This is a genomic window from Cupriavidus sp. L7L (genome assembly GCF_004353535.1).
GTDB lineage: Bacteria > Pseudomonadota > Gammaproteobacteria > Burkholderiales > Burkholderiaceae > Cupriavidus > Cupriavidus oxalaticus_A.
This window is the reverse complement of record NZ_SMNY01000034.1, coordinates 46,678-60,512: the sequence shown is the minus strand read 5'-3', so window position 1 is coordinate 60,512 and position 13,835 is coordinate 46,678. Positions and strand designations below refer to the sequence as shown.

The window sequence follows — 13,835 nt, the reverse complement described above, 5'->3', positions numbered from 1 at the left end:
CCGCTTAACCGTGAGGGAACATGAGCAGGACGCCGCCCATAACCGTGCACATTACAAAGAAGATAATTAGCGTGTAACCCATAACGCGACCCAGGCCTACTCCGGCGATCGCGAGCAAGGGGATCGCCCACATCGGTTGAATCATGTCGGCGGCACCTTCCCCCAATGCCACCGCGATGGCTACTGCGCCGGGGGGAACACCAAGGCTTGTTGCAGCGGGTACCGCGAAGGGGGCTTGCACGACCCAGTGCCCGCCCGCACTAGGGACAAATACGCTGATGATGAGTGAAGAGATGAATGTCCAGAACGACAGGGTCTGACCAGAGGAATACTGGACGAACAGTTCGGACATCCAGTCAGCCAACCCGGTGGCCGACATGATTCCCATGATGCCGCCATAGAGGGGGAATTGCAGCAGAATCGGCCCAGCCACCCGGGCAGCATTGTTGACGGCCTTGAGGTACGCACGGGGCGTCCAGTGCATCAACAGGCCAAGCAGAAGGAAGATCAGGACAAGCATATTCAGATCGAGCTTGAATGCGCCTGAGGCGACCTTCATGCCGATATACCAGGCGCCCGTGCCTACCAGAATGATGTTGACGATCCAACTGTGATTCAGCCAGCCTGCGATCGTTGCAGGGGCTGGTGCATCCTCAGCGATCGCATCCTCTTTCTTCAGTTTCTCCGGATCCGCGGGTACGGCTTCCTTCGCGCTCGGCATCATCAACCAGAACACAAATGGGATGATCACGGACAGCAACAGAAGCGGCAGGTAGTTTAAGGGAGACAACAGGAAATCCTTCATGGGAAGGATGTTCCCGGTCAGCTTTTCGATGATGTTCATCGGCGAGCCACTGCTTGCGCTCAGCAGCGCAATGGAACTCGAGATTCCGCAAACGTAGAAGGACCAGCCAGCGTAGGCTGCTGCCACGAGCCAAGCGAAGTCTACCCTGACGCGTTTTGCCACCTCGCGTGCAAAGAGCGCTGTAACGACCAAGCCGAACGCCCAGTTGAGCAGCGTACTGATCAACGAGACGAAGAACGTGAGGACCATGGCTCCCGCTGGCGAGGTCGCCAGGTCTGCGGTCGCAGAGAGCAGCTTCGAGACGGGCTTGGAGGTGGACAGCGCGTGGCCGGTCACCAGCGTAAGCGCTACGAGAAATGCAAAGCTCGCGATCTTAAAGACGCCGTCGTACCACCCCGTCAAAATCTCCGAAGGCGCACCTTTCGGAGCGATGGCATACGCCAGCACACAGGTGAACCCCGTGAGCAGAACCGCGATAACAAAGGGATCTGGCATGACCTGCTCTACCAGGCGCACGCACAACCGGCTCAGACGCCGGATAACACTGCCACCGACGATCGCTTCAGATTCCGTCGGCACTCCGTGTGAATTCGAATCGGAAAAGTCCATCGCTTGTCTCCAATAGCGCTATAGACATACATACCCCGTCATGCAAGGGCGCCCGTGCCAGTTGACTGGTCATCTAGTTTGCTAAGAAGTGGCTGCCCGGGCTTCAGCCAAGGCTCCACTCATGGGACTTCAATCCCCGGCGTGGCCGGATAATTCAGGTGGAGAAGTTCGCTCGCCCATCTCGACAAGGCCCTTGCTGGTGACCCCGCGCACTGGACGATGAAGACGAGGTACATGGCTACCTCCCGTGGCTGTGATTGTCTGCCTGCGTATGACGCTGGCGGCATTGGCCGGCACAGATATAACTAGGCGTTTACCTCGACAAGAACGCGGCCCTTCAGCTTGCCATCAAGCATGCGGTCCGCAGCATTCTTGACGTCCTCAAGGGATACAGAAGTAGCAGAAATGCCTTCAAGCATTTCGAAAGGCAGATCGCTGACCACACGGCTCCAGGTGGAAATCCGATCCTGTGTGGGCAGCATCACCGAATCCACCCCAATGAGATTTACGTTGCGCAGAATGAATGGCATTACGGTAGTCGGTAGGTCTGCACCGCCCGCGAGGCCGCAAGCCGCCACCACGCCGCCATACTGCATTTCGGCAAGGACACGAGCCAGGACCTTGGAGCCGACGGTATCGATCGCGGCAGCCCATCGCTGCCCTTCCAGCGGCCGAGGCGAGTTTGCCCACTGCGGGCCATCCGCGAACTCGGCAGCGCCGAGCGTGGCGACATAGTCATGCTTCGCCGGATCGCCAGTCAGAGCAGCGACCTGGTAGCCCAGCTTCTTCAGAATCGCGACCGCGACACTGCCTACGCCTCCGGCCGCACCAGTCACGAGCACCGTGCCAATATCCGGCCTAACGCCTGCGCGTTCGAGCGCATTCACGCACAGCATGGCAGTAAATCCTGCCGTCCCCACCATCATCGCCTGCCGCGTAGTAATCCCCTCCGGCAGCGGGACAAGCCACTCACTCTTTACTCGTTGGTACTGTGAGTAGCCTCCCCAGTACTTTTCACCGACGCTCCACCCCGTAAGAACTACCTTCGTGCCAGCCCTGAATTGAGGGTTGGATGACTCAACAACGGTTCCGGAAAAATCAATACCGGGTACGAGCGGCCATGACTTCACGATCTTGCCGCGGCCGGTCACAGCCAGCGCATCCTTAAAGTTGAGGGTGGAGTACTCAACTTTCACAAGCGTGTCTTCGCTGGGCAGCGCATCGACGGTAAGGTTTTCGACGGTGGCCACGGTCTTCGCATCCTCCTCGCGAAGCACCATTGCGCGGAATTGGTCAATGCTCATGGGTAAATCCTCTTGGGTAGGCCCTCTTTTGAGAGCCGTTGCATAAAAACGGCTGACCTCGAAGCAAGTTCAGTTGTGTCGTTGGGCTTTGCCACACGGCGCCACATCTAACTAGACGGCCAGTCAACTATAAGGAGCCAATCGCCCACCGTCAAGGAAGGACCAACGAGGGTTTACGCCAGTCTCGGCGCCAGCTCGAAAGGAGCCAAGCAGTCTCGTGACACGGTTGCTTGCACAGCCCCGACTCAGCGGGGACTACGGCGAAGCAACAGAAAGCCCAAGATTCCCACGATCGGGCCTGGCAGAAGGATCCAGGAAGTTCTCATCCCCAGATCGCCGAGCAATGTGGACACAAGGGCAATGGAACCCACCGTCAACGCGAATCCGATCGAGTTTTGAATCGCGAGCGCTCCGCCGACCAGCGCCGGCGGGCATGCCTTGGCAGCGAGCGCTGAAAACTGTGGCGAGTCCGCCACGACTGCTGCCCCCCAAATCAAAAAGAAGAGCAACAACCAACCTGGCGATAGCGACTCCGCTGCAAATGGCAGGAGGAGGCAGCACGCGCCGGATATCGCGAGCGCACTGAGCGCAACGTGGGCACTGCCTACCCAACGTGTCAGCAAGCCGCCGAAGACGCATCCGACGGCGCCAACACCAGTAATGGAGAACGCCAGCGCTGAGACTCCTTGGACTTCGAAGAGCGAAGGCAGGGACGAGCGAGCAACAAGCATGGGTAGTACCGTCCAAAACGCATAGAGCTCCCACATGTGGCCGAAATAGCCGACCGCTACCGCTCGGAACTGGCGATCGCGAAAAGCATGCAACGGATTGCCCGGATTCGGGCCCTCCTGGCGGCGCACGGGCAAGTGCGATCCGTTGCCCAAGTGGATGACCATTGCTGCCGCAATACATGCTAGAAACGACGAACCAGCCATGACGTACTGCCAGGGCCATTGCGCGGCAACGATGCGCAAGCCATGCGGTAGCGCAGTCCCTAACGTCAGCATGCCCACCAGCAATGCAAGCGCCGCCCCTGCTCTCTCCGGGGCCCAGCTAATAATCAGCTTCATCCCGATCGGATAGATGCCAGCAAGACACACGCCCACAGCGAACCTAAGTCCGATCGCAGCGGAGAAATCTCCCGAAAGACACGCAAACCACGCATTGAAGGCGGCGCCAAGCAGCGCCGAAAGGCAAAAGATTCGGCTCGCGGAGAACCTGTCCGCGAGTCCAAATAGGGCGAATACCAGAGTTCCCAAAATGAAGCCGCTCTGAACCGCCGCCGTGAGCATGCCAATATTTGCGGCCGTCAGCCCCCAAGTCCGTGCAAGATCGTCGGCGGCGCTGTTGGCGCTGAACCAGAGCGAGGTCCCGAACAATTGCGCGGCGGCTATTGTCATTACAGGGTCGAGACGGAGCGATCGCGACTTCAGAGCGGTATTTGAGGACTGAACCATATTCTGGGAATGTATTCTGCGCTGGTACCGGAGCGTCCGCGGGATTAGCCAGCGCAAAATCTTTGATCTGTGAGGGGGCGATGGGGAAGACGTCTGCGCTACTGCTTCCGTGCACCATCCGGGTCACTGCGGTGGTCGATGTTAAGTTGCATGAAAACTAGGTCGAGCCACTTGCCGAACTTCGTGCCAACCTCCTTCATCAGGCCAACCTGCTCGAAGCCCAGCTTTTCATGTAGCCGGATCGAGCTCGCATTTCCCGCTTCGATGGCGCCTACCATGATGTGTTTGCCCAATTCATCCGCACGCTCAATGAGAGCTTTCATCAGCGAGCCGGCAATACCCTTGCCACGCTGGTCGGTTCGCACATACACCGAGTGCTCCACGGTATGACGATATCCATCAAATGCGCGCCAATCACCAAACGACGCATAGCCGACTACGACACCCTTCTCGTCCTGCGCTACAAGCACCGGGTAACCAGCTTTGCGACGCGCCGCCAACCAGTCGACACGGTTTCCGACATCGACAAGGACCTCGTTCCAGATGGCGGTAGTATTTTCCACCGCATCGTTGTAGATCGCACACACAGCCTCCATGTCTTCTGGCGCAGCGTCGCGAATCGTGATTTCTGTCATTCTTTACACCTTCAAATGTCGTTGCTCTTCTTCGGTTGTTTCCCATCGCCGTCACGGCATCGGGCCACTACGCGACTGTCGGAACCAGATGGGCTACTGCACGGGGAGCAAGATGTCTTGCCGCCTCCGCAGAAATTCCCCCACGCAAGCCAGCAAGTCGCCCGACCGTCTGAAAACAAGCATCCGCCACCTCCTCCCCTTTGGCAATCAAATGCTTCGCGAAGAATGCATGCACCGGTTCCTCCGGGCGGAAATTGTGTGGCGTCAGGACCATCGAGAATACAGGTGTGTCCGTCTCGAGTTGGACACGCATCAGAGCGTCCACGACGGTCTGTGCTACGAACTCGTGCCGATAGATACCCCCGTCAACAACGAGCGCGCCTCCAATGACGGCTGCATAGTCACCGCGCGCTGCGAGCCGTTTGGCAAACAGCGGAATCTCGAACGCGCCTGGTACATCGAAGAAGTCGATTGTTTCCTTCGACACTCCGATCTCACCCATGCGACGCAGGAATCCCTCGCGTGCATTCTCAAGCAAATCCTTATGCCACTCCGCCTGAATGAACGCCACACGCGATTCGCGGGAAAAAATGCATGTCTTCATAACAACCTCCTGGCGGAGACATCGCCTCCGCCACAACATCAACCCAACCGCTATTGGGAAACGGTAGCCGTCAGACTCTGACGCGCGCTCCGCCGAGTCAGCAGCGTGACGATGACTAACGTCACGATATTTAGCACCAGCGCTACTACGCCGACATTCACATCCTTCAGGGCATTCGGCAGGAACGGGAACAGCGATGCCACCGACTGCTTGGTCAAGGAAACCCACGCGACGGTCGCCTCTCCGACAGCGATGCTGGCTATCGCCGCAACAGGCGTCACTGGATTGTTCCGCAGAAGGCTCATCAGCAGCACGGGGAACAACTGCGTCACAAACGCATAGGCCATTAGAAGCAATGCCACAATCGTCTTCCCACCTTGCAGCGCAAAGAACAGGCCCACTGCCATGATGCAAGGGGCCATCCATTTACTCAGTTTCACAATCTCAGCGCTGCTGGACGATGGTCGCAACGGGCGATAGACATTGTTGGCAAGCAACGTGGCCGACGTCATCAGAATCATGGATCCGGGTACGATCGCGGTGAGAACGCCTGCCGCTCCGATGACCCCCACAAACCAAGGATCAAACGTCTGGAGTGAGATCTTCAACAACGCCAGATCAATGTCGCTTCCCTTGAGCCCCGGAATCTGCAGAACGGCAGTAAATCCGACGAAGAAGATGAACAGGAGCATCAACTGGTAGATCGGCAGGACATAGGCATTCTTGCGCAGGACCACATCGTTCTTTGCCGTGTAGGTCGCCATGAACATGTGGGGCCACATGTAAAATCCGAGCGCTGAGAGCAGAACAGTTGAGACCAACCACACCGGACTTTCGCCCGATTCGCGCAGGGCAAGGAAGCCAGGCTTCGCTGCCTCGATGTCGGTGAACATCTGCCCCACTCCACCGTGGTAGTGGAACGGCAGATACAAGCCCAGGAACACGGCGACAAACATCACCAGAATGTCCTTGACCACCGATGTCCAGGCGGATCCGTGTACGCCGGAGATGGCCACGTACGACGCGACCACAATAGCGCCGATCCACATCCCATGATTCGAATCGATGGCGCCGTAGGATGCGACACTAACAATGATGCCGAGTCCCTTGAGTTGCAGCACGAGGTAAGGCATCAGCGCGACGATGCCAACTACCGCTACCAAGATACCCAAAGCGCGGCTTCCATACTTCGATGCAAAGAAGTCGGACTGTGAAATGAGATTCTTCTCTTTAGCATAGCGCCAGATCGGTGGCAGCAGCCAGTACGACAGCACGAAGCAAAGACTTCCGTATCCCAACATGTAATAGGCCGGTCCACCATGACCGTAGGCATAACCGCTAGCACCGAGAAAGACAAACGTCGTGTAGATTTCGCCAGCCATCAACAAAAACACGATCGCAGTACCAAATCCACGACCGCCTACAGCCCACTCCTCCAGACTCATCTTCTTGCCGCGCCTAGCCAGTAAGCCAAGCGCCAGTGCTAGGGCAATGGCGCCAAAAATGAAGAAAAGCGCGCTATTCATACGTGCTCCTTGCCAGACGCCCCGCGATCCGCTTGGGTCTTACTATCGAAATGGAAAATGGTTGCCATCATGACGGAGGTAAGTACGAGGTTGAGCGCAAGCCAGCCAAGCAGAAATGGCATGCCAAGAATTAGAGGGGTCACACGGTTCAGAAAGAACGGGCCAATCAGCACGCCTACGGTTGGTAGCAGGGCTAGTAGGTGGATGGGGCGCATCGGCATCTCCTTAGTGGCAAAAAAGTGGCGTCCTGCCCTCAGAACTGGCAATTGGAACTGCTACCACTTTGACGGGCGGGACTGGGCGGGTAGTTGTTGTGCTTATTAGAGTTATGCTGGTGTTCGTCGCTCTTAGGCGTCGGTCATCAGATGTGAAATGCTTTTCACGTTCGTGTAGCACTCGAGCCCTTCGGTACCTCCTTCGCGTCCGTAACCGCTTTCCTTCATACCTCCAAAGGGAGTCTCCGACACGGCCGAAGTAAGGTGATTAATCGCGAGGTTGCCAAGCTCCAGTTCGTCACCAAGTCGATAGGCGGTTGCCGCTGAGCGCGTGAAGGCGTAGCCGGCGAGGCCATAAGGCAGGCTGTTGGCACGCTCGATGGCTTCTTCGAGGGATTCGACAGGGGCGACAAGGCTCAGAGGCCCAAACGGTTCTTCATACATCGCACGTGCGGTGGGTGGGACGTCCGCTAGTGCAGTGAACGGGAACATGTATCCTGCCCCCGGCAACTGCTCACCGCCGCAGAGCAGTCGAGCGCCCTGCTTAATGGCGTCCTGCACCATTTCGCCGAGACTCGCAAGACGCCGCTCATTCGCGACAGGTCCAATATCGCTGCTGGACTCTAGGGCGTGCCCCACTCGGATCTTCGCACCGTAACGCGCAAATGCCTCGACGAACTTGTCGTAGACTTTCCGATGGACGAAGAAGCGAGTGGGAGCAACACAGACCTGTCCGGCGTTGTTCAGCTTGCCTTTGACACATGCAAGGGCCGCCGAATCGGGATCCGCATCCTCGCAGACGATGACCGGAGCGTGACCACCCAGTTCGAGAATCGCCGGCTTCATGTACTGGGCCGTCAAGCCTGCCAGGTGTTTCCCGACCGGCGTGGATCCGGTGAACGTGACGGCACGGACGACCGGACTTGCAATCAGATACGACGAGATCATCCCAGGGTCGCCGAATACCAGATTCAGTACACCGGGTGGCAGTCCGGCGTCACGGAAGGCTTCTGCCAGCAGCACAGCTCCAGCGGGCGTTTCCTCGGCCGCCTTAAGAATGATCGAACAGCCAGCCGCCAATGCCCCACCCACCTTGCGAGCGGGTGAACTCATCGGGAAATTCCACGGCGTGAATGCCGCAATCACGCCGATGGGCTCCCGAATCACGGTATGCCGCATCGGCGGCTCTGCCGGAATCACGCGGCCGTACAGCCGCTTGCCTTCATTGGCATCCCAGGTCATCAGATCACAACCTCGTAGTACCTCGGCTCGCGCCTGCGCCAAGGTCTTGCCTTGTTCCAGGGAGATTGCCGTTGCAATGGGCTCGACACGTTTGCGAATCAAGTCGATCGCTTTCAGCATGATCTCGGTGCGTCGCGCAGGAGACGTGCGACGCCACACTTTCAGGCCTTCAGCCGCCGCAGACAGGGCCGCATCGAGATCCGCCGTAGTCGCCATTGGCACCGTGCCAATGGTTGTCTCGTCAGAAGGGTTGATAACTGGGCGACCGGGCGCAGTGCGCCACTTGTCGCCAATCAGCATTCGAATTTCCGGATAGGAAGTCATGTGCATGGCCTGCTGGGGAAAAGTGAGTGGTCGATGCCGTTCCGTCGCTTGCGAAGGGTCGCCAGCAAAACTTGGTGCGCTTCAATAAGCGTTTGCAGTTGGCACGGACGAGCGTGTCCGACATGGGCGCATAGCGCCCATGTGCGACCTGATGTTTCGGGATTTTTGTAGCTGGACTTAGGCGGCTACGGCGACCTTCGCAACCGGCGCTTCAACACTATGGAAGTTCCGCGCAAAGTAGATCAATGCGTCGCGATCATTGTTGGTCCGCACAGCCTTGATTTCGCAGAGAAACATCGTGTGCGTTCCAACGTCCGTCATAGAGGTGACTTGGCAGTCCAGGGCACTAACAGTTCCGGCGATCACGGGGGCGCCTGTTACCAGGCGATCCCATTCCACACCGGCAAACCGCTCCTCGATCGAGACGCTCTTGCTTGAGAATCGAATCGCTGCATCCTGCTGGCCCGCCGCGAGGACATTGACGCAAAGGCAGCCGTTCTCACGCACAACCTCGTTGTTTTTGCTGCCGCGATTGATACAGACAAGGAGAGTCGGCGGCTCGTCGGTGATGCCGCAAACTGCCGACACTGTGCAGCCCGCCAGGCCGCTTTCTCCATTACTGGTGATAATGTTGACCGCGGCCCCCAGCCCGGCCATAGCTTCTCGGAACGATGATTTGTCTACCATAGTGTTCCCCTTTGCTTGGGACCTCTCAAACGGTTAATGGGGTGCTGCGCGGCTTAGCACGCGGCATTGCGAGCCTTTGCTGCGGCATGGGTTGCCGGCAGTCTGGCCTGACCGAACAACTTTTCGCGGTATGTACCTTCGCGATACGCCGTCTTGTACACGCCGCGCTCTTGCAGAATCGGAACCAGCAGATCAATGACGTCGTCAAGGCATTCCGGAGCGACCGTGCGCGAGAGGTTGAAGCCGGCTACACCGGTTTCGGTGGTCCACTCGATCATCAAGTCTGCAATCTGTTCAGCAGAGCCAACCCACGGCGCCTGACGGCTGCCCAGCGGCATCTGTTCGAGCAGTTTGCGCAGTGTCCATTGCGGGCCAGCACTGCGAGTCATGGCTTCGACGTTAGAGACGATTGCCTGGCTCTTGGTCACGTCGATCGGCTCGTCGAGGTCGTAGCGGGAGAAGTCGATGCCAAGCGAACTCGCTGCGTGCGCCAGCGCGCCCTCCGAACTCACATATCGCTTGTATTCCTCATACTTTTCTTGCGCTTCCTTTTCGGTCCGGCCGATGATTAGCGTTGCGCCCAGAAATGCCTTGACGTCATCCGCACTGCGACCGAAGGCCACAGCTTTTGCACGGATATCGTCAACGATGGACTTCACGCCATCCTTCTTCTGGCCATTCACGAAGACGCACTCAGCGTGCGTCGCGGCAAACTGCCTGCCTCGCGTCGACGAGCCTGCTTGATAAAGCACCGGTGTCCGTTGCGGCGAGGGGGCGCACAGATGCATTGCATCCACTTTGTATTGACGGCCGTGGTGGTGAATCACACGGACTTTCGTTGGGTCTGCGTAGATGCCTTTGACCTTGTCGTTGATGACCGCGTCATCATCCCAACTCCCTTCCCAGAGCTTGTAAACCAGTTCCAAGTACTCGTCAGCCAGGTCGTAACGGTCATCGTGAGCAACCTGCCCGTCGAGCCCGATGGCCCGCGCAGCGCTGTCCAGATAGCCCGTCACGATGTTCCAGCCGATGCGTCCACCTGTCAGATGGTCAAGCGTCGACATACGGCGGGCAAACAGAAACGGCTGTTCGTACGTAAGGTTGGCCGTGACGCCGAAGCCAAGATTGCGTGTGACCGCAGCCATTGCCGGAATTACCAGCATCGGATCGTTTACCGGCACCTGCACGGCATTTCGGACAGCCGCGTCGGCATTACCACCGAAGACGTCATAGACGCCGACAACATCTGCGAAGAAGATGCCATCGAACAGCCCGCGCTCGAGTTTCTTGGCGTAGTCCACCCAATATTGAACTTCGCTGTAGCGGGTTGATTCATCCCGGGGATGGGTCCACAGCCCCTGCTGAATATGACCCACACAATTCATGTCAAAGGCGTTCAGGTGAATTTCACGGCTCATTTCTGTTTCCAGGTTTTCAAGAATGAAAGTGCGAAGGGGGCAACCCCGCCTTCATGTCGTTTACTATAGTAGACGATAGAACACGAAAAAAGACTTTTTGGACTGGGGTAAACACTAGGTTCAGGTATGCCCAACGCCGACGCGTACCTGTTCTGTTTTGGTGCCAACGGGCCGAGGCCGCCGCCTGCGCGCCCGTAACTGAGCGCGCATCACCCGTTATCTGAGCCACGGTCTTGTCAAGGACGCCGTCGCTGCAATGCCGACGGGCTGGCGCGGGGGTGGTGGCCGTCGGCCGGGACGCACGCAGGCCGTACAGCTAGAGCACGGTCAACACCAGGGGCAGCGTGCCGCGTGCAGGCGTGCCGCGGCAGCAAAACGCGCCCATGGTCGCCGGGGATCGAGCTGGTGCTTGGAGGTGACCGACAAGGGCAGCAAGGCCCGGCTGGTGCCGGCGACTGACGAATTGATTGCCGAACTAGCGCGCTACCGCCGGGCCCACGAGTTGCCGGCCTCCCCCGCAGTTCGGGAAGAAGCATCCACTGGTGCTGCCGGTGATTGGAAGCAGCGAGAAAGCGCTGTCACGCGTGCTTTGCACCTGATCCTGAAGGAGGTGTTTGGCATGGCCGCGGAGCGCCTGCGGGCGCGCGGGCCGGAATGGAAGGCGCAATCCGCGGTGCTGGCCAGCGCCTCGGCGCACCGGCTGCGCCACACCGCCGGTTCGCACATGACCGACCACCAGGTCGACCTGCGCTACGTCAGGGATAACTTTGGGCATGCGTCGATCTCGACGACGAGCGGGTACCTGCACAGCGAGGAGGATGCACGCCATGAAGCCACGCAGGCGCGGCACCGGATCGGCTGGGGCACTAAGAAATGACGGGACGGCCGGCTATTTCGCGATCGTGAAGCTTAAGTTGCCCGCCGTGATGAAAGCTCGCGAATCAAGTTTGTAGTCAAAGTCTGGCGATTAATTGCATTTAATTCTGGGCAGCAGCTACGCGCCTTGTTGTTGAACATCGTGATTCGGGGGAGTGGAACGAAATTGGGGGAATGCGGCATGTAGTTTGGATAGGCGACAGTTTATCAAATGCTACATCACTGATTCTGTCGGAGCGGTAGAGATTCGCCTCCCCGCCCGCCTTTGGGTGACATGCACGAAGGCCGATCTGACGCCTTTCAAAAAGCATTGATCACCTTGTCATCTCACGAGTTCCCGCAAGCGATGCCGCACAACATGCAGTGCGCAGCAAGATCGAAGCGAATTGCTCTATCAGAGCTCTGTAGCCGGCCAAAGTCCGGAAGGATTGCGCAGCTAAGTCCTGCTTTCATTGATCAGCCGGTGGAGCACGGTGATTCGTAACCGTCCGACGGACAGCGTTCGTGACGACGGGGTTGCTTTCAGGCGGCGGTCGAGCGGATCTGCTCAGCCATGGCCCATGGCAGCAGTTGGCTAACGCGATTGACGGGGTGGTCGGCGATGCGCGCAATGACGTGGCGCAGGTAGGCCTCGGGGTCGAGGCCGTTCAACTTGGCTGAGGCCACCAGCGAATAGATAGCGGCACCGCGTTCGCCGCCACTGTCAGAGCCGAAGTGCAGGAAGTTCTTTCGGCCGAGGGCAACGGCCCGCAGCGCACGCTCCGCTGCGTTGTTATCGATCTCAACGCGACCGTCACTGGCATACAGGGTCAATGCCGACCACTGATTCAATGCATAGCCAATAGCCTTCGCGGTATCGCTTTTGGGCGACACCTTGCTGAGCGTCGAACGTAACCAGATCTCGAAGGCCTCCAGCAATGGACGCGCCCGTTCCTGTCGGACGCGCCTTCGCTCGTCGGGAGGCTTCCCGCGGATATCAGCCTCAATAGCGTAAAGTTCGCCGATCCGGCGCAGCGCCTCAGTGTTGACGTCGTTCCTGCGTGCCAAGTACAGATCGTGGAACTTTCGTCTCGCGTGAGCGACACATCCGGCCTCTTGCACCTCGCCGTCTCTGTAAATCGAGTTGTAGCCTGCGAATGCGTCAGCTTGCAGGATCCCCCTGAAGCCTTTCAGGTGGGCTTGCGGATATTCGCCTGACCGACTCGGGCTGTACGCAAACCATACGGCTGGCGCGTCCACTGAACCAGCGGGCCTGTCGTCACGTACATAGGTCCAGAGCCGTCCGGTCTTGGTCTTACCCTTCCCAGGTTCAAGTACTGGTACCGGCGTATCGTCAGCGTGGATCTTCGACGCCGCCATCACGTACTGCCGGATTGCATCGACCAGGGGGCGCAATAGTGCGCTGGCTTGTCCGACCCAATCGGCAAGTGTCGAGCGGCTCAACTCGACGCCATCCCGCGCGTATATCGCCGACTGCCGATACAGAGGGAGATGGTCGCAGAATTTTCCAACCAGGACATGGGCGAGCAGACCAGGACCAGGCATACCGCGATCAATGGGCCGGCTGGGCGCTGGTGCCTGTACGATGCAGTCACAGCAGGCACAGGCTTTCTTTGGTCGACGATGCCGGATCACTCGCCAGTGCCCCGGCACGTACTCGAGTTGCTCGGCGATGTCTTCGCCAAGCTCGTTGAGCGTTCCGCCGCACTGCGGACAGCACACATCGTCAGGTTGATGGACGAGATCTTCGCGCGGTAAATGATCAGGGAGGGCTCTGCGTCCAGTCGGCCTGGTCGCGTCCTTTGAGCGCTGCTCGCTTGCGTCGAGCACTCCGGCACCTTCGTCGGCCTGCAGATCCTCCAGACGTAATTCCAATTGTTCGATCTGGCGATCAATCTTCTCGGACTTGCGCCCGAACTGCATTCGTTGGAGCTTTGCGATCCACAGCTTCAGGCTCTCGATTTCCAGTGCTCGATCTGAGAGTGTCCTCTGAAGCGTCGCGACCGTGCCACGTAGATTTTCCACGTCGCTGTCGCGCTCGCGAAGCTCAGCTTCCCGCGCCAGAAGTAGGGCCTTCAAGGCGTCGATGTCGTCGGGAAGTGAAGCGTTACTGGAGGTCATGCAAGCAGTCTA

At 58.4% G+C, this 13,835-nt stretch carries 11 protein-coding genes and 1 pseudogene; 1 reads left to right on the top strand and 11 read right to left on the bottom strand.

From position 1 onward, the window contains the following. Positions 1-4 precede the first annotated feature (4 nt). The 10 genes from E1J61_RS28245 to E1J61_RS28200 all read right to left on the bottom strand — a co-directional run bounded on the left by E1J61_RS28245 (position 5) and on the right by E1J61_RS28200 (position 10,826). Positions 5-1,414 carry a TIGR00366 family protein gene (locus E1J61_RS28245; protein WP_133097231.1) on the bottom strand — a complete coding sequence of 470 codons (1,410 nt, stop codon included), beginning with the start codon at positions 1,412-1,414 and terminating at the stop codon, positions 5-7. A 305-nt stretch (positions 1,415-1,719) separates the two neighbouring features. After that, entirely contained in the window at positions 1,720-2,718 is a 999-nt protein-coding gene (locus E1J61_RS28240; RefSeq protein ID WP_133097230.1) for an MDR family oxidoreductase, read from the bottom strand. 245 nt (positions 2,719-2,963) lie between these two features. Beyond that, positions 2,964-4,118, bottom strand: a complete 1,155-nt coding sequence (locus E1J61_RS28235; protein ID WP_243737011.1) for a nitrate/nitrite transporter — start codon at positions 4,116-4,118, stop codon at positions 2,964-2,966. Between the two features lie 155 nt (positions 4,119-4,273). After that, the gene (locus E1J61_RS28230; protein WP_133097229.1) at positions 4,274-4,810 is read right to left on the bottom strand and encodes a GNAT family N-acetyltransferase; all 537 of its coding nucleotides are present in this window, start codon (positions 4,808-4,810) and stop codon (positions 4,274-4,276) included. A 67-nt stretch (positions 4,811-4,877) separates the two neighbouring features. Then, positions 4,878-5,414, bottom strand: coding sequence for a 6,7-dimethyl-8-ribityllumazine synthase (locus tag E1J61_RS28225; protein ID WP_133097228.1), 537 nt, complete (start codon positions 5,412-5,414; stop codon positions 4,878-4,880). 50 nt (positions 5,415-5,464) lie between these two features. Next, complete coding sequence (locus E1J61_RS28220) at positions 5,465-6,940, bottom strand: sodium:solute symporter (protein WP_133097227.1); 1,476 nt, start codon at positions 6,938-6,940, stop codon at positions 5,465-5,467. Beyond that, positions 6,937-7,155, bottom strand: a complete 219-nt coding sequence (locus tag E1J61_RS28215; protein WP_133097226.1) for a DUF3311 domain-containing protein — start codon at positions 7,153-7,155, stop codon at positions 6,937-6,939. Before E1J61_RS28215 ends, E1J61_RS28220 begins: the two co-directional genes overlap by 4 nt. Before the next feature lie 132 nt (positions 7,156-7,287). After that, the gene (locus E1J61_RS28210; protein WP_133097225.1) at positions 7,288-8,721 is read right to left on the bottom strand and encodes an NAD-dependent succinate-semialdehyde dehydrogenase; all 1,434 of its coding nucleotides are present in this window, start codon (positions 8,719-8,721) and stop codon (positions 7,288-7,290) included. A gap of 177 nt (positions 8,722-8,898) precedes the next feature. Then, positions 8,899-9,408, bottom strand: coding sequence for a flavin reductase (locus tag E1J61_RS28205; protein ID WP_133097224.1), 510 nt, complete (start codon positions 9,406-9,408; stop codon positions 8,899-8,901). 53 nt (positions 9,409-9,461) lie between these two features. Continuing rightward, positions 9,462-10,826 carry an LLM class flavin-dependent oxidoreductase gene (locus E1J61_RS28200; RefSeq protein ID WP_133097223.1) on the bottom strand — a complete coding sequence of 455 codons (1,365 nt, stop codon included), beginning with the start codon at positions 10,824-10,826 and terminating at the stop codon, positions 9,462-9,464. A 403-nt stretch (positions 10,827-11,229) separates the two neighbouring features. Here E1J61_RS28200 and E1J61_RS28195 point away from each other — a divergent pair. Next, positions 11,230-11,703, top strand: a pseudogene (locus E1J61_RS28195) (tyrosine-type recombinase/integrase); the annotation flags it as partial. A 521-nt stretch (positions 11,704-12,224) separates the two neighbouring features. Here the strand turns inward: E1J61_RS28195 and E1J61_RS28190 are convergent. After that, positions 12,225-13,823, bottom strand: a complete 1,599-nt coding sequence (locus E1J61_RS28190; protein WP_133097221.1) for an IS66 family transposase — start codon at positions 13,821-13,823, stop codon at positions 12,225-12,227. Between the last annotated feature and the right edge of the window lie 12 nt (positions 13,824-13,835).

Excerpts from the sequence above, each read along its gene's own strand:
- E1J61_RS28210 (WP_133097225.1), bottom strand. The coding sequence starts at position 8,721 with ATGACTTCCTATCCGGAAATTCGAATGCTGATTGGCGACAAGTGGCGC.
- E1J61_RS28230 (WP_133097229.1), bottom strand. The coding sequence starts at position 4,810 with ATGACAGAAATCACGATTCGCGACGCTGCGCCAGAAGACATGGAGGCT.
- E1J61_RS28190 (WP_133097221.1), bottom strand. The coding sequence starts at position 13,823 with ATGACCTCCAGTAACGCTTCACTTCCCGACGACATCGACGCCTTGAAG.
- E1J61_RS28225 (WP_133097228.1), bottom strand. The coding sequence starts at position 5,414 with ATGAAGACATGCATTTTTTCCCGCGAATCGCGTGTGGCGTTCATTCAG.
- E1J61_RS28240 (WP_133097230.1), bottom strand. The coding sequence starts at position 2,718 with ATGAGCATTGACCAATTCCGCGCAATGGTGCTTCGCGAGGAGGATGCG.
- E1J61_RS28245 (WP_133097231.1), bottom strand. The coding sequence starts at position 1,414 with ATGGACTTTTCCGATTCGAATTCACACGGAGTGCCGACGGAATCTGAA.
- E1J61_RS28235 (WP_243737011.1), bottom strand. The coding sequence starts at position 4,118 with ATGACAATAGCCGCCGCGCAATTGTTCGGGACCTCGCTCTGGTTCAGC.
- E1J61_RS28220 (WP_133097227.1), bottom strand. The coding sequence starts at position 6,940 with ATGAATAGCGCGCTTTTCTTCATTTTTGGCGCCATTGCCCTAGCACTG.
- E1J61_RS28200 (WP_133097223.1), bottom strand. The coding sequence starts at position 10,826 with ATGAGCCGTGAAATTCACCTGAACGCCTTTGACATGAATTGTGTGGGT.
- E1J61_RS28215 (WP_133097226.1), bottom strand. The coding sequence starts at position 7,155 with ATGCGCCCCATCCACCTACTAGCCCTGCTACCAACCGTAGGCGTGCTG.
- E1J61_RS28205 (WP_133097224.1), bottom strand. The coding sequence starts at position 9,408 with ATGGTAGACAAATCATCGTTCCGAGAAGCTATGGCCGGGCTGGGGGCC.